This window comes from Pseudomonas sp. Q11 (genome assembly GCF_024494355.1).
GTDB lineage: Bacteria > Pseudomonadota > Gammaproteobacteria > Pseudomonadales > Pseudomonadaceae > Aquipseudomonas > Aquipseudomonas hefeiensis.
This window is the reverse complement of the sequence record NZ_JAKNQY010000004.1, coordinates 31,492-52,069: the sequence shown is the minus strand read 5'-3', so window position 1 is coordinate 52,069 and position 20,578 is coordinate 31,492. Positions and strand designations below refer to the sequence as shown.

11 protein-coding genes and 1 pseudogene are annotated in these 20,578 nt (G+C 60.1%); all 12 read right to left on the bottom strand.

What is annotated here, in order from left to right; all coding sequences use genetic code 11:
- Positions 1-7 precede the first annotated feature (7 nt).
- The gene (locus MA884_RS06015; RefSeq protein ID WP_256229531.1) at positions 8-4,612 is read right to left on the bottom strand and encodes a dermonecrotic toxin domain-containing protein; all 4,605 of its coding nucleotides are present in this window, start codon (positions 4,610-4,612) and stop codon (positions 8-10) included.
- 149 nt (positions 4,613-4,761) lie between these two features.
- Entirely contained in the window at positions 4,762-9,381 is a 4,620-nt protein-coding gene (locus MA884_RS06010) for a dermonecrotic toxin domain-containing protein (RefSeq protein ID WP_256229530.1), read from the bottom strand.
- Between the two features lie 180 nt (positions 9,382-9,561).
- Positions 9,562-10,662, bottom strand: a complete 1,101-nt coding sequence (locus tag MA884_RS06005) for a polyamine ABC transporter substrate-binding protein (RefSeq protein ID WP_256229528.1) — start codon at positions 10,660-10,662, stop codon at positions 9,562-9,564.
- An 11-nt stretch (positions 10,663-10,673) separates the two neighbouring features.
- On the bottom strand, positions 10,674-11,705 hold the full coding sequence (locus tag MA884_RS06000; protein ID WP_256229527.1) for a histone deacetylase family protein: 1,032 nt from the start codon (positions 11,703-11,705) through the stop codon (positions 10,674-10,676).
- A 333-nt stretch (positions 11,706-12,038) separates the two neighbouring features.
- A complete protein-coding gene (locus tag MA884_RS05995; RefSeq protein WP_256229525.1) occupies positions 12,039-12,398 on the bottom strand; it encodes a DUF6124 family protein in 360 nt (119 codons plus the stop codon).
- Positions 12,399-13,238: 840 nt separating this feature from the next.
- Positions 13,239-13,598: a DUF6124 family protein gene (locus MA884_RS05990; protein WP_256229524.1), complete on the bottom strand. Its 360-nt coding sequence runs from the start codon at positions 13,596-13,598 to the stop codon at positions 13,239-13,241.
- Positions 13,599-14,019: 421 nt separating this feature from the next.
- Positions 14,020-14,186: pseudogene (locus MA884_RS05985) on the bottom strand (DUF6124 family protein); the annotation flags it as partial.
- 71 nt (positions 14,187-14,257) lie between these two features.
- The gene (locus MA884_RS05980; RefSeq protein WP_256229523.1) at positions 14,258-14,557 is read right to left on the bottom strand and encodes a hypothetical protein; all 300 of its coding nucleotides are present in this window, start codon (positions 14,555-14,557) and stop codon (positions 14,258-14,260) included.
- A gap of 311 nt (positions 14,558-14,868) precedes the next feature.
- Positions 14,869-15,861, bottom strand: a complete 993-nt coding sequence (locus MA884_RS05975) for an AraC family transcriptional regulator (protein ID WP_256229522.1) — start codon at positions 15,859-15,861, stop codon at positions 14,869-14,871.
- Between the two features lie 212 nt (positions 15,862-16,073).
- Entirely contained in the window at positions 16,074-17,078 is a 1,005-nt protein-coding gene (locus MA884_RS05970; RefSeq protein ID WP_256229521.1) for an asparaginase, read from the bottom strand.
- A 131-nt stretch (positions 17,079-17,209) separates the two neighbouring features.
- Positions 17,210-18,661: a sodium:alanine symporter family protein gene (locus MA884_RS05965; protein ID WP_256229519.1), complete on the bottom strand. Its 1,452-nt coding sequence runs from the start codon at positions 18,659-18,661 to the stop codon at positions 17,210-17,212.
- 490 nt (positions 18,662-19,151) lie between these two features.
- Positions 19,152-20,576 carry an aspartate ammonia-lyase gene (aspA, locus tag MA884_RS05960; RefSeq protein WP_256229518.1) on the bottom strand — a complete coding sequence of 475 codons (1,425 nt, stop codon included), beginning with the start codon at positions 20,574-20,576 and terminating at the stop codon, positions 19,152-19,154.
- Positions 20,577-20,578: the final 2 nt, after the last annotated feature.

Here is a 20,578-nt window from a genome sequence, read left to right as displayed (position 1 = left end):
ATCGCCGTTATGACGGTTGTTTAGGAAAAAACACTTCCTTGGCCTGATCCACCGCAATTTCGCTGCGGTAGTGCTCGATCAGTTGCCGCTGATTAAGTGTCTGGGTGGACTCGACGCCTGTTCCTTGACTGACTTGCTCAGGTGTTCTCAAGCGTGCGGAAAGGAACGCATGAGGCGGCACCCAGTTCCTCGAGTAATGGAAGTCAGCAAACCAGAGGGGCTTATTGGTTGCCAGGTCCTTGATCTCATACCGGTCCAGATAGCCCTGGACAGGGGCCTTGATGCGTTGCCGATTTTTTTGCTTGGTGATGGAAATCTGGTTTCGGCTTTTAAGCCAGAGGATGTCGCTCATGGTCGGCGGGCGTTGCTTGATAACGTTCAGTACGGTTTCGAAGCTTTCGTCATGCAGGGTTTTCGAGGCCTTCTTGAGTGCCGTGCGTGTGGACTGAGCGACACGTTGTTGCTCTGCCGAAATGCCCACTGTTTCGTTCGACGCACTGTCCAGGCCCTTGGTGATCGCGATGGCGACTTTCTCCATTCGGTTGGCGTGTGCGTTCAGAATCAGGCCGATACCGGTGGGCGACCGCTCTGGCTTCTTCGTGTATTGCTCGACCCGCGCCTTGAACGCCGCCAAGCCGTCGAGCAGCGCCTTGCCCTTGGTGATGCTGGTTGCCAGCAGCGGGACGGCCAACGGCGTGTCGGTATTCACATGGGGCAGCCACTCGCCGGTTTCCTTGCGATGGAAGGTGGCGATGATCCGATCCGTGAGCGGATGTTTGACATCGAGCCAATCGGTTTCTTCCAGGGTCTTGGTTAAACGGGGTTCCCCGCTGACCAGGCCCCAAAAGCGCGCCCGGATGAGTTTCTTCCTGGGCCTTGGCCGTTCCCGATAAGGGCCGGCTTCGCTTCGCCGGTTGCTTCTTTCATCGAGGGCGCGGGCCAAATGATGCAAGGCCTGTTTTTTAAGATTGTCGACCTGCTTGCCCAGTCGATTGAGTTCTGTCGAACGGACGCTGTCCTTGTATTCCTCGCCCAGGTATTGGAGGTGCTCTTGGATGGCGGTGAACTGCTCCGTCAGGCTGCCGAATGCATCGATCTGCTCGTCCAGGCGGATCACGCTGCGTTCTTCGATGGCGTCGTGCAGGCTTTGAAACGCGATCGTGGTGTTATCCACAAGCTGGTTAACGTCGGCCCAGCCTTCGGGGATGTCGGGGACGCTTTCCAGTGACAGGCAGAGGTGGCGATACATGTCCAACTGGATCAGCCGAATCGCATTGCTCTTGTAGGCCGGCATCCTCCCCCGGTGTTGCCGGAGCAGTTCAACGCCTTCGCGCCCGACCTTCCTCAGCCTGGAAAAGCGCGTCTCCATGTAATCCAGGCGCTCGATCATGTCGTCACCGATCCTGATCATGCTATCGGCGGCATCAACATGTTCCTGCTCCACGTGCTCGATGTCCGAGGTGGTCATGTCCACGGCTGTTCTCAGGGCCGGGGCGAATCGCTCCTGCAAGGTGTCTATTTCTTCGAACGTGAAGTTGATTTGCGCGTTCAGGTAACCGAGCCTGGCTTGCGGTGCGTCGGGCCTTGATTGGAAGACGGGCCACTGAATCAGGATCTCCAACGCTTCTTCATAGCTTTCCCGCTGGGTTTTCAAGGTACTCAAATAGACGTTGTGCCTGGCCTCCCTGGATGAGCCCGTCGCCTGGTTCATCTCCTTGGCGTTCATGGTCAGCAGCTTCTGGTTCTGGGTTTTCCTTGCCTCGAACCGGTTCAGTTCGGCAAGCAGTTGGCTGCTGAGGCGTTTCGCATCCGCGATGACTTTTTGCCTGACGCCTTTTGACCCGCTGCCGCGCAAACGCAGGCGCGTGTCGACACGCCATTGGCCTGCTGCATCATTGATCAGGGGCGGGCCGGTGCGTGCGGGGTCGTTTGCATCGACGATGGACACATGCTCGCCCTCCACCGTCACGTTGAACCACTGGCTGGCGATTTTTGCGTACCAGTTCCCGTCCTGCTGGTAGAGCCCTTTGAGCGCGCCCTCGATCATGGGCTGTTCGGCGCTTTCAGGTTCGTTCACGCTGAAGGATTCAAGCAGCTTGGCGCGCTTTGCGGGTTGGTCTGTCAAGGCACCGCTGGCGCGGATGGCGTCATAGTGCTCAGGTGACGGTTTCTTGTGCGTTAACGGGGCGAGCCGCTCGATCACGAGTTCAGGTTTTGTCGGGCTTTCCAATTCATGCACCACCGCTGGCGTCGCTGGTCGACGGCTGTCCGCGTTTTCCCTGGCGCGGTCGATGGCGTGAGTCGTGATCGCCATGGCCATGTTCAGCAGCAGGTCGACGAAGGCTTCCCAAGTGGCTTGGCGGTTGGAGGCTTCGTCGCTCTGGGTCAGCGTTTCAAGGTCGTCCAGGATTTGCCAGAGCCAGGCCGCGGTGCCCACGGCGCTGCCCAGGTACGGCAGCGCCAGGTTGAAAATCAACCAGCCGGCCTGTTTGAAGGTGGCCCACCGATTCTCACTGTTGGACACCGATTGCCGATCGGCCAGCTCGACCAGGGCATCGGCGTTGGCTTTGAACAGCAGCGGCAGGAAATCAGCCCCCAGGGTTTTGTCGCTCAAACCGATGGGCGCGCTATTGAGCCATGACGACACAGGGTCTACCGCAAACTCCGCAATGGCCCAGGGTGACGGCAGCGAGCCCGGGAAAACGAACCGGCTGTAAGTGGCACGTACCCCATCGGGCAGCCATGCCAGTACCGATTGGCGCAAGGAGGCGGTTTGCCGGATGGCGTAGATCAGGTTGCTGAACGATGGGTACTGACACAGCTGCGGCTCCAGCAACGGTCGATAAAGCAGGCAGGGGCCGGTCTCCGGATCTTTCGGGCCGATCACGAACATGTTGGTGACGATGTCCGCCGAGGTGCTCAATGCGTGCCTGGATTCGAACGCCAATTGACGCAGCACGATGGTTTGCCCGTCGACCTGGCGCTCGGACTCCTTGGGCTCCATCAGCGCGGCGACATAACGGCAACCCCGTTCATCGATGTCCCCCAGGCCACGGATTTTGCTCTCCAGCGCCAGCAGCGGTAACTGGAGGCGTAACTGAGCGGTGTAGAGGTTTTCGCGCCGGGTGGATTCGGCCGGATCGTCGAGCAGTTTGTTTTTGATCAGGTTGGGATAAACGCGACCGATGTCGATTTGAGTGACGAGGTTTTCGACGTAATTGGCGGTCATCCATTTGGGCAATGCATGGCCGTCGAGTGACCTGACTATTTTGTCCCCCAGGGGCAGCGCAATCAGGTTTTGCAAGGCCAGCTCAACGAGGCTGAACCGCGTGGTTTGGATTTTGCCGGGGACCACGAATGTCCCCCAGACCACCGGGCTGCGTATCTGGACCTCAATGTTTTCCAGGTCGAGGGTCGAGGCGTCGGCATGGTCCGATAACATCTGCTGCTTGAGCCTGTTTAACGCGTACTGCTTGATGGAGGGAATATCCTCCAGATAGGTCTTGCCGGCATGGGCGCTGCTCAGCGTCGAAAGGTTCTTCAGGTGTTGGGCGAACAGGAACTGGTCGGATGTCGGCGCAGCTTGCAACCAACCGGGAATCTGCTTCTGAAACCAGTCCTCGGCAGGCTCGTTATCCCGGTTCGGTCCGTCGTTGTCCGCCTGTTCGCTCTCGTCGGCGATCAGGCCTTCCAGGAACCCGGGATCCCCGATGACTTTGACCTGCATGGCGATCAGCCCGCAGGCCTTGTGGTCGAAAACATCGCCGTCGGGTTCATAGAGCCGCCACTGGATTTGTGTGCGGTTGGTGCTGTTCAGATGAGTCGGCAGAGATTGACCCAACGCGTCTTGTGAATCGAACTTCTCATAACCGTTACGCAGCGAGTACGTCAGGATGACTTCTCTGCGGTCGATCTTTCCGATCAAGACCACGATCGAGTTTTCGTTCACGCGCCTGACCGTATCGCCGTCCATTTCATCGATATCGATCAAATAGGCATGGCTGTCATAGCGGTCATGGCGCTTGCGGTCCTGCTGGTCCGGGTAAAGGAACAACTGCCTGGCCATGTCGCATTCAGTCGCCGTCCAGCCCGGGACCTGGCTGACGTTCCAGATCTTGCGCAGGTTGCTGGAGAGCTCATGCCAGCGGGGACCAGAGGTGCCGAGCGGCGTGTTCCAGTACACCAGTTGTTGTTCCTGGAAAGCAGGCGCCATGGCGGGGACCAGTTCGTTGATCAGCAGTCCGATCAGGCTGATACGCACCGGCAGATGCACCGGCGGAGAAGTGAGGGGCAGCTTTGTCAAAAAATGCAGCCCTTCGATCAGCAAGGTCGACTCGCTCTCACCCACGCGCTCGGCCAACAGATCGCTGAGGGATTTATAGCGGGTGGGAAGCTCCACGATGTTGCCTTCGACGACGTCCCAATTCGGTTCGCCGACCACCGTATTGTGTGGATCGAGGTCCAGCGTCGAGTACATTCTCTTGAGGGCTTTGCGCAGCAGCAGGCTGGCAACCTCCGGGGAGGTGGGCCCTGCGAGCATCTGATTGAGCACCGCCTCCCTGAGGCGGGCTTCGGAGGTAGAGCTCGTGGTGGTTGTGACGGTTTCTGTCATCTGGCTTTCCCTGTCTGGTGATACGTGGAGTCCCCGAAACCAAGTGTTTCGGGGATTCCATGCTAGGGCGGCGCATGACAGCGAAGGTGGTAACTATGTATATGCAGCCGTACAGCGTCCTGGTTGCCCGTCACAACGTCGGTTGGCATTCACCCGTGTTTTTTCTGAAAGAAAACCTCCCTGGCTTGGTCCACGGCAATTTCGCTGCGGTAATGGTCGATCAATTGACGCTGGTTGAACGCCTTGGTGGGGACGAGGGGGGAGGTCTTCTGGTCGATTTGCTCAAGGGTATTCAAACGCCCGGACAGAAACGCATAGGCGGGCACCCAGTTGGTCGAGTAACGGAAATCGGCGAACCACAGCGTTTTATTGGTTTTCAGGTCCTTGATCTCATACCGGTCGAGGTAGCCGTACGGCGGGGTCTTGATGCGTTGCCGGGCCTTTTGTTTGGTGATGGAAATCTGGTTGCGGCTTTTAAGCCAGATGACGCCACTCATGGTCGGTGGGCGGCGCTTGATGACGTTCAGTACGGTTTCAAACCCCAGGACATACAGGGTGCTCGCCTCCTTATCCAGTTGCAGGCGCAAGGCTTCGGCCGAGCGCCGTTGTACGGCGGGAAGCTCCGCTGTCTCGTTGGACTCGACGCCTTGCGCCTGGTCGAGAGCCTTTTTTATGGCCGCGCTGACTTTTTCCATCCTGCCGGCGTGGGCGTTGAGGATCATCCCGATGCCGGCGGGCGTTTGGTGCGTCTGTTCGACGGTTTCCTCGATCTGTGCCTTGAACGCCGCCAGGCCGTTGATCAGGTCGGTGCCCTTATTGATGCTGGTGGCCAATGTCGGAACGGCGGCCGGCGTGGCGTCGGGCTTGATGTGAGGAATCCATTCGCCGGTTTCCTTGCGGTGGAACGTGACGATGATCTCACCCGAAAACGGGTTCTTCACGTCGACCCAATCGGTTTCCTCCAGGGTTTTGGATAAGCGCGGTTCACCACTGACGAGGCCCCAAAAGCGTGCCCGGATGAATTTTTTCCGGGGTCTGGGGCGCAGGTCGTAAGGTGCGCTTTCGACTCGCCGGTTGCTTCTTTCATCGAGGGCCGCCGCGAGATGACGCAACGTGCGTTTCTTGGCGAGGCCGATCCCGGTCCGCAATCGAGTGAGCTGTATCGGGCGGATGCTGGTCTTGTATTCGTTGGTCAGGTATTGGAGATGTTCGTCGATGGCGGTGAACTGTTCGATCAGGCTGCCGAAGGCGTCGATCTGCTCGTCCAGGCGGATCACGCTGCGCTCATCGATCGCGTCGCGCAAGCTTTGGAACGCCACCGTGGCGTTATCGACGATCTGGTTGATGGCCTCCCAGCCCTCGGGCATCGACTCGACGCTTTCAAGGGACAGGCAGAGGTGGCGAAACATGTCGATCTTGATCAGTTGCAGGTCATCACTGGTATACAGCGGCATTTTCCTGCGGTGTCGGCGGACAAATTCGAAGCCTTCGTGGCCTACCTCCTTGAGCTCGGCGAAGCGGGTCTCCATGTAGTCCAGGCGCTCGATCATGTCGTCACCGACGCGGACCATGTTCTCGGCGGTATCGATATGCGCTTGTTCCAGCACCTTGACCCCGGAAGTGATCATGGCCTTGGCCTTGCTCATGACCGGGGTGAAACGTTCGTTCAGCGCCTCCATCTCCACGAAGGTGAAATTGATCTGTGCGTTCAAGTAGCCAAGTCGGGTTCGAGGGTAGTCGGGCCGTGACTGGAACACCGGCCATTCCAACAGTATCTGCAAGGCTTGTTCGTAGTTTTCCCGCTGCGCTTTCAAGGTGCTGACATAGGTGTCGCGCTTGGTTTCCTTGGCAGCGCCTGTCGCCTCGTTCATTTCCTGCGCCTGCATGGTCAGCAGCTTCTGGTGCTGCGGCTTCTTGGCTTCGAACAGGTTCAGCTCGAGCAGCAGCCCGATTCGGTGACGTGTCGCATCGGCGATGACTTTCTGCCTGACGCCTTTTGATCCGCTGCCGCGCAGACGCAAGCGCGTATCGACGTGCCATTCGCCGTGGGCATCGCTCATCAGGGGAGGGCCCGCGCGCGCGGGGTCTTTGCTATCGACGATAGAAACCTGTTCTCCCTCGACCAGTACCTTGAACCATTTGCCGGCCAGGTTGGCGTGCCAGTGCCCGCTCTGCTCATAGAGCCCTTTGAGCGCACCCTCGGTTTGGCGTTGGCCTGGGTCTTGGGGCGCTTCGAGGCTGAAGCTGTCGAGCAGCTTGGCGCTCTCCGTCGACCGGCCCATCAAGGCGCCGCTGGAACGAATGGTCTGGTAGTGCTCGGTCGGCAACGCCGTGCTGGCAAGCGGGACCCGTTGCTCTATCACGAACTCAGGTTTTGGTTTGGGCAGGTTTTCCAGTTCGCGCACCACCTCCGGTGCCTCTGGCCGGCGCGGACGTCGGGCGGTCCTGGCGCGGTCGAGGGTGTGGGTAATGATCGCCAAGGCGATGTTCAACAGCAGGTCGGTGAACGTCTCCCACTTGGCCTGGCTGTCAGTCCCTTCGCGGTTCTGTGTCAGCTGTTCCATATCGTCGAGGATTTGCCAGAGCCACGTTGCGGTGCCGACGGCCGTTCCCAGGTAGGGCAAGGCCAGGTTCAGGATCAGCCAGCCGGCCTGTTTAAGGGTTTGCCAGCGACTCTCGTGGTTGGAGATCGACTCACGATCGGCCAATTCGACCAAGGCATCGGCGTTGGCCTTGAACAACTGCGGCAGGAAGTCCGCCCCCAAGGTCTTATCGGTCAAACCGATGGGGCCGCTATTGGCCAGGGACGTCAACGGCGCGGCCACGAACGCCACGATGCTCCAGGGGGAGGGCAGCAGGTCCGGGAAAACGTATCGGCCGTAATCGTCACGCACCCCATCGGGCAACCAGGCCAGCACCGATTGGCGCAAGGCAGGCGTTTGCCTGATCGCATACAGCAGGTTGCTGAACGACGGGTATTGGCACAACTGCGGTTCGAGCATCGGTCGATACAACAGGCAGGGCCCGGCGTTCGAATCCTGAGGGCCGATGACGAACATATTGGTGACCACGTCCTCCGAGCTGCCCAGTTGCAGTTCGGGCACGAAGGCCAGTTGGCGCAGGACGATGAGGTTGCCGTCCACCTTGCGATCGGCCTCTTCAGGTTCCATCAGGGCGGCGACGTAACGGTAGCCCTTTTCGTCCAGGTTACCCTGGCCACGGATCTTGCTTTCCAGGGCCAGCATCGGCAACTGAATGCGTAACTGGGAGGTGTAGAGTTTTTCGCGGCGGGCCGACTCCGTCGGATCGTCGAGCAACTTGCTCTTGACCCGTTCAGGATAAACGCGACCGATATCGGCTTGGGTGATGAGATTTTCGAGGTAGGCGACGGTCATCCATTCGGGTAACTCGCTGTCGTCCTGCGACCTGACGGTTTTGTTGCCCAGAGGCAGCGCGATCAGGTTTTGCAAGGCCAGCTCCACCAGGCTGAACCGGGCCGTGTCGACCCTGCCGGGCACCACGAAGCTGCCCCAGATGACCGGGCTGCGCACCTCGATCTCGATGGTTTCCAGATCGAGCTTCGAGGCATCGGCATGGTCGGCGGTCATCTGGGTTTTCAGCGCGTTCAACGCAAAGGTCCTGATGGCGGGAATATCGTCCAGGTAGGTTTTGCCGGCGTGGGCGTGGCTCAAGATCGACAGGTTCTTCATGTGCTGGGCAAACAGGACCTGGTCGGACGGCGACGCGGCCTGCAACCAATGGGGCATCTGTTTTTGAAACCAGACCTCCACCAGGTCGTCAGTCGCATCCACGCTGGGGGACTGGCTGTTTTCGCGGAACGTCAATGTGTCCGGGGCGTTGGAAGTGCCGATGATCTTGACCTGCTCGGCGATCATCCCGCAGGCCTTGTAATCGAAGATATTGCCCTCGGGCTCATACAGCCGCCATTGGATTTTCCGGTAGCTGTCCGGGGCCAAATGGGCGGGGAGCGATTGCCCGAGTGCCTGTTGGGAGTCGAACCGTTCATAGCCGTTGAAGATTGAGTACTTGAGGACGACCTCCTTGTTGTCGATCTTGCCGATCAGCACCACGATGGTGTTGTCACTCATGCGTTGGACTTGATCGCCGTCGATACCGTCGATGTCGATCAGATAGGCATGGGCGTCATAGAGGTTATTGTCCTGGCGGCCTTGCCGGTCGGGATAACGGAACAAATGCCTGGCCATGGCGCATTCAGCCTCGCTCCAACCCTTGATCCGCTGGACGTCCCAGGCCGTACGCAACGCGCTGGAGAGTTCATGCCAGCGCGGGCCGGCGTCGCCGACGGAGGCATTCCAATAGGCCAATTGCTGTTCCTGGCAGGCCGTCAACATGGCCGGCTTGAGCTCGTTGATCAGCCGCCCGATCTGGTCGATACGTACCGGCAAATGCACATCGGGGGTCGTGAGGGGGAGTTGGGTCAGAAAGTGAAACCCTTCGATCAGCAGCGTCGGGCCGCTCTCGTTCAACAGCCCGGCGAGCATGTCGCTGAGGGTTTCATAGCGCGTCTGGCGTTCGACGATTTCGTCGTCGACGATGTCCCAGTGCGGCTCGCCGACCACGGTGGTGTGGGGATCGAGGTTGAGCGTGGGGTAGAGCTTCTTGAGGCCGTCCCGCAGGAGGATGGCGGCCACCTCGGGGTAGGTGGGGCCGGCGAGCAACCGGTTGAGCACGGCGTCCTTTGGGTCGGTTGCGGGCGTGAGGCGGGTGCTTGTAGAGCTTGGTGTCATCGGAGTCTCCCTGACTTGTGCGACGTGGAGTCCCGGAGCGAAACGCTGGGGGAATCCATGCTAGGGCGGCACAAGCCAGGGAAGGTGGTAACTATGTATAGCGTGTCTTGGTTCACTCAAAACCTGTGGCGAGGGAGCTTGCTCCCGCTTGAGCGCGAAGCGCTCACAAAGCAGTCAACCTCACTGACCAGATTTAATCCGCGTCCAGGCACGCGTGCGTGCGCGCTCGGCATCCCTGGGCAACGGTTGCAAGGTGTAGAGCGTGGTCATCGCCGCCTCGGTCGGGTACAGGTTGGGGTTGCTGCGGATCGCCGGGTCGACCATTTCGGTGGCGTCCTTGTTCGGGTTCGGATAACCGACAAAATCGCTGACCGGCGCGATCACCTGCGGCTGCAACAGGTAGTTGATGAAGGTGTAGGCATCGTCCGGGTTTTTCGCCCCTTTAGGGATGGCAAGCATGTCGAACCAGATCGGTGCGCCTTCCTTGGGCAGGCGCATGTCCACGGTCACGCCGTTCTTGGCATCCTTGGCGCGGTTGGCCGCCTGGGAGAAGCTGCCGGAGTAACCGACCGCCACGCAGATATCGCCGTTGGCGATGTCGGCCATGTACTTGGAAGAGTGGAAATAGGTGATGTGCGGGCGGATCTTCATCAGCAGTGCTTCGGCCTTGGCATAGTCCGCCGGTTTTTTGCTGTTGGGGTCCAGGCCCAGGTGCTGCAAGGCCAGGGGGAGGATTTCCGAAGGTGAATCGAGCAGCGCCACGCCACACTGCTTGAGCTTGCTGATGTTCTCTTCCTTGAAGATCAGGTCCCAGCTGTTCACCGGCGCGTTGTCACCCAGGGCGGCTTTGATTTTGTCCGGGTTGAAGCCGATCAGGATGGTGCCGTACATGTAGGGCACGGCGAATTTGTTGCCGGGGTCGTTGGCTTCGATCAGCTTCATCAGCTTGGGATCGAGGTGGTTCCAGTTTGGCAGTTTGCTACGGTCCAGGGGCTGGAACACCCCGGCCTCGATCTGCTTGGCCAGGAACACGTTGGACGGCACCACCACGTCGTAGCCGGAATTGCCGGTCAGCAGCTTGGCCTCCAGCGCTTCGTTGGTGTCGAAGATGTCGTAGACCAGTTTGACCTGGCTGTTCTGCGCCTTGAAGTCGTCCAGGGCCTTGGGCGTGATGTAGTCGAACCAGTTATAGACACGCAGGGTACGTTCTTCGGCCTGGGCAACACTGCACAGCAGCGCGGCGCACAGGCTGGGAACCAGCAAACGCTTGAGTCTGTTCATGCTTTCATTCCTCATTGGGCGCTTTGGAAACCTTCGAGCACGTTGACGGCATTGATACCGATTTCTGCCACCGCGTAACCGCCTTCCATCACGAACAGGGTCGGTTTGCCCAGTGCAGCGATGCGCTTGCCCATCGCCAGGTAATCCGGGCTGTCGAGCTTGAACTGGGAGATCGGGTCGTCCTTGAAGGTGTCCACGCCCAAGGACACGACAATGACATCGGCGTCGTAGCCCCGGATTTGCCCGCAGGCCTGCTCCAGCGCCGCGCTCCAAGTGTCCCAGCCTGAACCGGCTGGCAAAGGATAGTTGAAGTTGAAGCCCTCACCTTCGCCCTCGCCTTGCTCATCCGCATAACCCAGGAAAAACGGAAACTCCGCCTCCGGATGGCCATGGATCGAGGCGAACAACACGTCGCTGCGCTCATAGAAAATCGATTGGGTGCCGTTGCCGTGGTGGTAATCCACATCCAGGATCGCGACCTTTTTATGGCCCTGGTCGAGAAAGGCCTGGGTGGCGATGGCAGCGTTGTTGAGGTAGCAATAACCGCCCATCAAATCCCCAGCGGCGTGGTGCCCCGGTGGGCGGCACAACGCAAAGGCACTGCGGGCGCCGCGCTGGATCTCGGCCTGGGCGGTGAGGGCGACTTGGGCGGCGCTGTAGGCTGCCTGCCAAGTGCCGGCGGTAATCGGCGCGCCGGCGTCGAAACTGTAGTAACCCAGTTGGCCGTGCAGGCTCGTGGGTATGACCGTGCGCAGGGTCCGCGCCGGCCAAATGTAGGGCAGCAGATCGCCGTCGCGGTTGTACTTGGCCCAGCGGTCCCAGGCACCTTTGAAAAATTCCAGATACGCCGCACTGTGGATTCGCTGGATCGGCCCCAGCCCGAAATCCTCTGGCGCCTCGACCGGACCCAATGCTCGAGCCTTGACCCGCTCCAGCACATGATCGGCCCGGGAGGGCATTTCAAAGCAGGGCATCAATTGCCCGTCCATCAACTCACAGCGTCCGTGGTGCAGGTGGTGATCGTCCGAATAGATCGTCAGCATTTTTGTTCTCCGTAAGGCTGATCCGGTTGCTCACAGTCTTGCGGCGCGCGGCGTTTAGGAGAACGGCAGGAGAGGCCAAAAGGGGATCGAGGTGGCCAAAAAGTTTGACCGTAAATCGCCCCTTGTTGGCGCGGATGTGCGCGGGTTTGGGGCGTGAGTGATGCTTGGATGCCGCCCTGCACCCCGTGGCGAGGGAGCTTGCTCCCGTTCGGCGGCGCAGCCGTCGCAAACCGGTTGATGCGGTTTATCTGGAGAATGCGTCAGCTTGTTTTGGGGCGGCTTCGCCACCCGGCGGGAGCAAGCTCCCTCGCCACGGGGTTGGTGGTGTAGCGGCTAGCGCGGTTCGACGTTATCCAACGCTCGGTTCGCCAGCAGTGAACTCAGTTCGATCAGTTGCTGAACGCCGAGGGCGATGTGGCGGCGGGGGCCTTCCAAGTCGAAGGCCAGGTTGCTGATCATCGCGTCGGCGGATGCCAGGTTTTCGCTGAGGTTGGCGAGCAGGCATTCGTTGTCGGCGTTTTTTGCGACGGTGAATAGCTGGCCCGGTTTGGAAGTATCTTCAGACGTTTCCGGTTTGGGTAGCAGGTAGTGATCCAAGGCGCGTTTGGCGGCTTCGTCGTGCTTTTTAGCCTCGGATTTGCTGTGCCGGGACGTGTGGTCTGTCCCTGGTGGATTCGGTGTAGGTTTGAACATGTGCTGATACTCCATGGTTAAGCCGCAACCTCTTCCCTACTAAAAGAAGGGTGGCGGCTGTACGCAGGTTAGTAGACCGGGGAGATCAGCATTGCCGGCGCGCCGAAGCGCCCTGCGCACAGCCACCATCAAGGATAGGTTAGGAACCTGTTTGGATGGAGAGCTCGTGCATCTTACTGACATAACCTCGGGCTACTAAACCCGACCACTGATGGGCAGTGGCAGGGAAACGATAGAACCCATAGGCAAGGCGCACAAGCGGGCGGATTCTGGCGTAGTTGTAGGCAACGGCGCAAGGATTCGTAGCTTGGTGGAAGCGTTGCGGAGGGAGAATAAACAAGTCTTCGTAATGCCCAGGATTCGGGGCGTGGGAGCTTGCTCTCGTTCGGTGGTGCAGCGGTTTTTATGTAGGAATGAGCCGGCTTTTTTGGGGCTGCTGCGCAGCCCAACGGGGATGAATCCCCTCGCCACAGGTTGGTGGTGTGGCGGCTAGCGCAGGATTTCTTTCAGTGCGCCAAGAAAGTCTTCATTTGAGCCGGTTTTGTGGATTTTTTCTTAACCCGAAGTACACCCCTTAAAACGTTCAGACTGAACTCCACAGAACGGATATCCACCACCAATCCCTGCGGGAGCGGGCCTGCTCGCGAAGGCGGCGGCACGTTACATACCTGATTTCAACATGTACGCGATCCGTGGCGAGGGAGCTTGCTCCCGCTCGGCGGCGCAGCCGTCGTAAACCGGCTGACGCGGTTTATCTGGAGAATGCGTCAGTCTGTTTTGGGGCGGCTTCGCCACCCAGCGGGAGCAAGCTCCCTCGCCACGGGGTTGAGGGTGTAACGGCTAGCGTGGATCGACGTTATCCAACGCTCGGTTCGCCAACATTGAACTCAGTTCGATCAGTTGCTGAATGCCGAGGGCGATGTGGCGGCGGGGGCCTTCCAGGTCGAAGGCCAGGTTGCTGATCATCGCGTCGGCGGATGCCAGGTTTTCGCTGAGGTTGGCGAGCAGGCATTCGTTGTCGGCGTTTTTTGCCACGGTGAAGAGCTGGTCCGGTTTGGATGCATCTTCGGACTTTTCCGGTTTCGGTAGCAGGTAGTAATCCAAGGCGCGTTTTTCTGCTTCGTCTTGTTTCTTCGTTTTGGATTGAGTGGACGCAGAGGTGCGATTTGCTTCGGGGGGATTCGGTGTGATTTTGAACATGGTGGAGCTCCTTTCGTAAGAGGAACCATCACCGTCTGCCGCCAAGCAGATGGGGTGACGGATTACACAAGGTTGGCGGACCGGAACGAAAGGAACCCGGCATCCCCGAAGGGATCCTTGCGCAACCCGCCATAACATAGGAATGCCAATGCAAGAGGCATCGCAATCATGTTGAGGGGCTGTTGCGCCTTTCGTGTACCGGGCCGCCAAGCCCGACCACTGATGGGCAGTGGCAGGGAAACGATAGAACCCATAGGCAAGGCGCACAAGCGGACGGATTCTGGCGTAGTTGTAGGCAATGGCGCAAGGATTCGTAGCTGGGTGGAAGCGTTGCGGAGGGAGAATAAACAAGCCTTCGTAATGCGCAGGATTCGGGGTGAGGGAGCTTGCTCCCTCGCCACGGGGTCCGGTGGTGTAGCGGCTATCGTGGGTAGACGTTATCCAGTGCACGGCTTGCCAGCAATGAACTCAATTCGATCATTTGCTGGATGCCGAGGGCGATGGGGCGGCGGGAGCCTTCCAGCTCGGAGGCAGTTCGTTGACCATCGCATCGACAGAAGCCAGGGTTTCGCTGAGATTGGCGGGCAGGGCTATTCGCCGTCACCGGATAAACACAAAAAAGGCGACCGAGGTCGCCCAGTTCTCACTCTGTCGTGGTTTTACGCACTGGCAGAAAGCTTGATCTGACGCGAACCAGCGAGCGCACCATCTGGCTCATCGGACGAACCACGACGGATGCGGTCGAGCATCCGCAGATCCATCGAGCTAGTGACACGAGCTTTGCGCAAACCGCGCACGTACAAGCAGCCAAAGGTGTCTTGCCCTTTGTGCTTGCCGGCCTTACCGCTTTGGGTTGCTTTCAATTTGCTCATTTCGTTGTTGATGTCTTTTACGACGGTGGAGAGCAGGGTGACAGCAGACCGGTGACATACCCAAACCGGCGCGCCCGAAGGCGCCATGCGCACAGCCACCATCGAGTGCAGGCAATGCCTGACTGATGAGACTCTCGCAACCGGTAAGTCATCCGGGCTACTAAACCCGACCACTGATGGGCAGTGGCAGGGAAACGATAGAGCCCGGGAGCAAGGCGCACAAGCGGGCGGATTCTGGCGTAGTTGTAGGCAACGGCGCAGGGTTGCGTGGATTGTTGCAGTCTGCCTGGCGTCAGTTTTTAGGGCGCTGGATGTGTCTGAGCGGACACCATCGCGGGCAAGCCTTGCTCCCACAGGGGTCTCAGGTGTTGTGCGTGAAAGCGGCGATTGACGAAGGCTCAGGACCTGAACTGACTCGGCGCCACGCCGCTCCAGCGTACGAAGGCATGCCGAAAGCTGGCGGTTTCGCTGAAGCCCAGCATTTCGGCAATCCGATAGATCGGCAATTTGTCCTCACAGAGCATTTGCTTGGCCCGTTCGAAGCGCAGTTCGTCGAGCAGTTCCTGATAGGTGCAGCCCATGCTTTTGAGGTGACGACGCAAGGTGCGCGACGAGCAGTTCATCTGTTCGGCCAGGCCTTCCAGCCCGGGAGCGGCATTCAATTGTGCACTGAGCAATTGGCGAATCCGCCCCAGCCAGGCCTGGCGACCGGTGAATTCGGTGTTCTGCCGGCGGCAGCGTTCGGCCATGGCGTGGTGGGTGATGGGGTCGGCCAGTGGCAGCGGTTGTTCGAGCCAGTGACGGTCGAAGGCGAACGCGTTGTCGACGCTGTCGAAACGCACCGGGCAGTCGAAGAGCGCTGCGTAGCGTGCCTGGTAATCGGGCGCCGGATGTTCGAAGCGCGCCGTGCGCAGGGGCAGCGTCTGGCCGAGCAGGTCGTTGCAGATGACTTTTAGCGAAACCATGCAGAACTCGGCGTTGAACACCGCCAGGGTCGGGTTCTCCCGATAATCGCTGGCGCTGAGCCAGACAGTTTCATGGCCTTCTTCCAGGTTCAGGTCGAAGAGTGTTCCCAATAGCGCCGGATAGCGCAGTGCCAAACGCAAAGCGTCACCCAAAGTGGCACTGCTGAGCAGGGCATACCCCAGCATCCCGTAGGACGACACGTGCATGCGCAAGCCCAGTTCCAGGCCGATGTCGCGCTTGAGGGCCACGGCGTTGGCGCAGACCTGCATCTCCTGATTGGTGGTGATGCGCGTGTCGGCCCGGCTCAAGTCCGCCGCGCTGATGCCGCTGCCGGCCAGCAACGCATCACTGGGCAGACCTTCGTGCTTGAAGGTATTGAGTACCAGGGAGACGGCGTTGAGGGTGGTCAGGTGGGAGTGCAGCATGTTCGTTTCCAGCCTGGGGAGGCTGGAGATGGAGCAAGTTATATGCCGGATGAAAATCGGAAGGTCAGCACAACACCCAATGTGGGAGCGAGCTTGTGGGAGCAAAGCTTGCTCGCGACGCAGGGGACACGGATCAACAGTAAGGTCGCGTCATCGTTCTTCGCGAGCAAGCTTTGCTCCCACAGGCTCGCTCCCACAGGTTTTGCTGAGTGTCAGGCGAGTTCGCCACACAGGTCCAGTTCAACCAGCCGGCGGACCTCATCCACCGACAGCCCGGCGCCGATCAATGCCTGCAACTTGCCAAGCGCGGCCTCGCGGGTCATGCCGCCGCCGGACAGCACGCCAGCGCCCCGCAAGCGGCTGCCGGCCTCGTATATATCCAGCTCGACGCCACCTTCATGGCATTGAGTCACGGCCACGACCACCACGCCGCTGTCCCGCGCCCGCTCGAGGCTGGCGAGGAAGGCCGGGTTGTCGCTCGGGCCAGTGCCGCTGCCGTAGCACTCCAGCACCAGGCCCTGGATGCCGCTGCCCAGCAGGCCATCGAGAATTTGCGCGCTGATGCCGGGAAACAGCGGCAGCGCCGCGATGTTCGCCAGTTGCTTGGGCTGGTCGTAATTCAACGGTGCCGGCAGCGAGGTTGCCTTGATACCACCGCCCTGACGCTCCAGGCGTTTGAACGGATGACGACCGAAACTGCGCACCTTGGCGCAGCGGGTCGGGGCCAGCAGCTCGCCGTGGAAATACAGATGCACACCCGGCGCCAGCCCCTGGCCGAGGGCGACCAGCGCGCCGCTGAGGTTTTCCCAGGCATCACTGTCGGTGACGCCGGCGGGCAACATGGAGCCGGTGAAACACACCCGGGCATGCAGGCCGAGCAACTGGAAGCTCATGGCGGCCGCGCTGTAGGCCAGGGTATCGGTGCCGTGCAGGATCAATACGCTGTCGCAGCCCTGCACATCCACGGCATCGACCACGGCTTCGCGCAGTTGCTGCCAGTAGGCCGGGGTCATGTTGGCGCTGTCGATCAGCGGCGACATTTCCCGGAAGCGCCATTGCGGGGTGACCAGTTCGGGTTGGCTGTGCAGGTAATCGCGCATCCGTGCTTCGAAACCGGATGCCGGGGCCAGGCCATGGGCGCTGGCCTGCATGCCGATGGTGCCGCCGGTGTAGAGCACCATGACGTGCTGGGCGGCAGGGTAGGTCGAGAAATTCATGGGTGTTCTCCGAGGACGAAAACGACAGCTCATCGGGCTGCCACAACATAAGGCCGAGCATGACGCCGACCTTACGCTGTGTCACGCCGGGCGCAGAGGGTGCGCCCGGTTTTTTCCAATCAGCCTACCGATCAGCGTTGTGCGGCGGCGACGCCTGCCGGAGCCTTTCCAGACGCGGCAACTGGTGCCGACGGGTTAGCTGGCCAAGCCTTGCGGTCCAGATCCAGGTCCGGGAACTTGCTGGAATCGAAGACTGGAACCTTGATGCCGGCCGAGCGCTGGTCGTCATAGTCGCGCAGGATACGCATGCCGACCTTGAACAGCAGGAACAGCGCGATCAGGTTCACGAACGCCAGCAGGGTCATGGTGATGTCGGCAAACGCGAACACGGTGCCGAGGTTTTCGATGGCACCCCAGAAGATCAACGCCAGTACCAGGGCGCGGTAGCCGATCAGCACCTTGCGGTTTTCGCCGACCATGAAGCGCAGGTTGTTCTCGCCCAGGTAATAGTTGTAGAGGATCGAGGTGAACACGAACAACGACAGCGCCACGGAGATGAATACCCGGCCCCAGTCACCGACCACGGCGGCGAGGGAGTTCTGGGTCAGGGCAATGCCATCGCCTTCGAAGCCCGGGGTGTAGAAGCCCGACAGCAGGATCAGCAGCGCGGTGCAGGTGCAGATCAAAAAGGTGTCGAGGAACACGCTGAACGCCTGAATCACCCCCTGAGCCACCGGGTGCTCGACCGAGGCCACGGCGGCGACGTTTGGCGCACTGCCCAGGCCCGCTTCGTTGGCGAACACGCCACGCTTGACGCCCATGACAATGGCGCTGCCGATCAGGCCGCCAAAGGCCTGGTCAAGGCCGAAGGCGCTTTTGACGATGATGGTCAGCATGGCCGGCACCTGATCGAACTGCAGCACGATCACGTAGAGGGTGACGCCGATGTACGCCAGGGTTTTGACCGGCACCAGCAGGTCAGCGACCTTGGCGATGCGCTTGATTCCGCCGATGAACACCAGGCCCAACAGCACCGCCAGGCCAATGCCTGTGTAGGTGGTGTCGAAACCGAAAGCGTTGTTCAGCGAGTGAGTCACGGCATGGGCCTGCAAGCCGTTGAAGGCGAAGCCGAAGGTGATCAGCAGCAGGAATGCCATGATCATGCCCAACCAGCGCTTCTGCAGGCCGTGCTGGATGTAATAGGAAGGGCCGCCACGGAACTGGCCGTCGGCGTCGCAGCGCTTGTAGAGCTGGCCGAGGGAGCATTCAAAGAAGCTGCTGGACATGCCGACCAGCGCGGTCACCCACATCCAGAACACCGCGCCAGGCCCGCCGAGGGTGACGGCGATGCCGACACCGGCAATGTTGCCCGCGCCGACACGACCGGCCAGGCTGAGCATCAGGGCCTGGAATGAACTGAGCTGGCCGGCGCTGCTTTTGAGGCTGTCACGGAATACCGCGAACATATGAAGGAAGTGGCGGAACTGGACGAAACGCGAGCGGATCGTGAAGTAGCTACCGAGCCCGACAATGAGCACGATCAGCACTTTCCCTGAGAGGAAGTCGTTGATGACTTCGAGCATGAGTATTCCTCGCTGTTTTTTGTTTAAGCAAATGCTGGCCATTTGGAAACATCGTGTTACATCGGTCGGCGCGCGGCACGACAGGTGAGGCGATATTTCGTCCCGGTCCATATTGCGGGTTGTTATTAGTTCGGTTTTCGCATGTGTTGGGGTCTCGCTACCGACGACCGCTCACGCGAAGAGGGGCGGCACTATACCTACCAGTGCGGCGCCCGTCTGCACGATTATGGTGCGTGCGACGAAACGGACCTTTGAATTCCCTGGCCTCGCGGTCAGGTTCTTGTGGGAGCGAGCCTGCTCGCGATGGCTGGCGACGCGGTTTTTTCAAACGGCAGCGCGTCATCGTTTATCGCGAGCAGGCTCGCTCCTACAGGTTCTCTAATCGTTTGTAGCTATCAGTTAAAAAAAAGGGCTTGGGGAATAAATCCCCAAGCCCTCAAAAGGTGAGAGGTGTCTAGTCCCTCGACCTGGTGAGCAGTCATTGCGTCGATCAAGCCTTCAGCGGGACCAGACGCGGAGCAATCATGTTTTCCGGGCGCAGGATGTCGTCGAGCATGGCGTCGTCGAGCAAGCCTTCTTCGCGCACCAGTTCCAGCACGCCGCGGCCGCTTTCCAGGGCAACACGGGCGATACGGGTGGCGTTTTCATAGCCGATGTACGGGTTCAGGGCGGTGACCAGGCCGATCGAGTGCTCGACCAGTTCGCGGCAGCGCGCTTCGTTGGCGGTGATGCCGACGATGCAGTGTTCGCGCAGCATGTCCATGGCCCGTTGCAGCAGGCGGATAGAGTCGAAGATCTTGAAAGCGATCAGCGGCTCCATCACGTTCAATTGCAGTTGCCCGCCTTCGGCGGCGATGGTCAGGGCCAGGTCGTTGCCGATGATCTGGAACGCTACCTGGTTGACCGCTTCCGGGATCACCGGGTTGACCTTGCCTGGCATGATCGAGCTGCCTGGCTGGCGAGCCGGCAGGTTGATCTCGTTGATGCCGGTGCGAGGACCGCTGGACAACAGGCGCAGGTCGTTGCAGATCTTCGACAGCTTGACTGCCGTGCGCTTGAGCATGCCGGAGAACAGCACGAAGGCACCCATGTCGGACGTGGCTTCGATCAGGTCGGCGGCCGGTACCAGCGGCTGGCCGCTGATGATAGCCAGGCGCTGCACAGCCAGGGCCTGGTAGCGCGGGTCGGCGTTGATGCCGGTGCCGATGGCGGTGCCGCCCAGGTTCACTTCGGTGAGCAACTCAGGCGCCAGGGTTTTCAGGCGCGCCAGGTCTTCGCTCAAGGTGGTGGCGAAGGCGCGGAATTCCTGGCCGAGGGTCATCGGCACAGCGTCCTGCAGTTGGGTGCGGCCCATTTTCAGGACGTGGCTGAACTCTTCACCCTTGGCGGCGAAGGCCTGGATCAGGCTGTCGAGGCTGGCCAGCAACGCGTCGTGACCCAACAGCAGACCCAGGCGGATCGCGGTCGGGTAGGCGTCGTTGGTGGACTGCGCCATGTTCACGTCGTTGTTGGGGTGCAGGTACTGGTATTCGCCCTTGTTGTGGCCCATGGCCTCCAACGCAATGTTTGCGATGACTTCGTTGGCATTCATGTTGGTTGAAGTGCCAGCGCCGCCCTGGATCATGTCCACCACGAACTCTTCGTGGAAATCGCCGCGGATCAGTCGTGCACAGGCTTCGCTGATGGCGGCGTGCTTGGCTTCGCTGAGTTGGCCGAGCTCGCGGTTGGCGTCAGCGGCGGCCTGTTTGACCATTGCCAGACCGACCACCAGCTTGGGGTAATGCGAGATCGGGACGCCGGAGAGACGGAAGTTGTTCACCGCTCGCAGGGTCTGGATGCCGTAATACGCTTGTGCCGGTACTTCAAGTACGCCAAGCAGGTCTTTTTCTGTGCGCAATGATGCAGAGGAAGACATGA

What these genes read in the sequence shown, in the direction of transcription:
- MA884_RS06015 (WP_256229531.1), bottom strand. Translation starts at nt 4,612, where the DNA reads ATGACAGAAACCGTCACAACCACCACGAGCTCTACCTCCGAAGCCCGC.
- MA884_RS06010 (WP_256229530.1), bottom strand. Translation starts at nt 9,381, where the DNA reads ATGACACCAAGCTCTACAAGCACCCGCCTCACGCCCGCAACCGACCCA.
- MA884_RS06005 (WP_256229528.1), bottom strand. Translation starts at nt 10,662, where the DNA reads ATGAACAGACTCAAGCGTTTGCTGGTTCCCAGCCTGTGCGCCGCGCTG.
- MA884_RS06000 (WP_256229527.1), bottom strand. Translation starts at nt 11,705, where the DNA reads ATGCTGACGATCTATTCGGACGATCACCACCTGCACCACGGACGCTGT.
- MA884_RS05995 (WP_256229525.1), bottom strand. Translation starts at nt 12,398, where the DNA reads ATGTTCAAACCTACACCGAATCCACCAGGGACAGACCACACGTCCCGG.
- MA884_RS05990 (WP_256229524.1), bottom strand. Translation starts at nt 13,598, where the DNA reads ATGTTCAAAATCACACCGAATCCCCCCGAAGCAAATCGCACCTCTGCG.
- MA884_RS05980 (WP_256229523.1), bottom strand. Translation starts at nt 14,557, where the DNA reads ATGGCGCCTTCGGGCGCGCCGGTTTGGGTATGTCACCGGTCTGCTGTC.
- MA884_RS05975 (WP_256229522.1), bottom strand. Translation starts at nt 15,861, where the DNA reads ATGCTGCACTCCCACCTGACCACCCTCAACGCCGTCTCCCTGGTACTC.
- MA884_RS05970 (WP_256229521.1), bottom strand. Translation starts at nt 17,078, where the DNA reads ATGAATTTCTCGACCTACCCTGCCGCCCAGCACGTCATGGTGCTCTAC.
- MA884_RS05965 (WP_256229519.1), bottom strand. Translation starts at nt 18,661, where the DNA reads ATGCTCGAAGTCATCAACGACTTCCTCTCAGGGAAAGTGCTGATCGTG.
- aspA (WP_256229518.1), bottom strand. Translation starts at nt 20,576, where the DNA reads ATGTCTTCCTCTGCATCATTGCGCACAGAAAAAGACCTGCTTGGCGTA.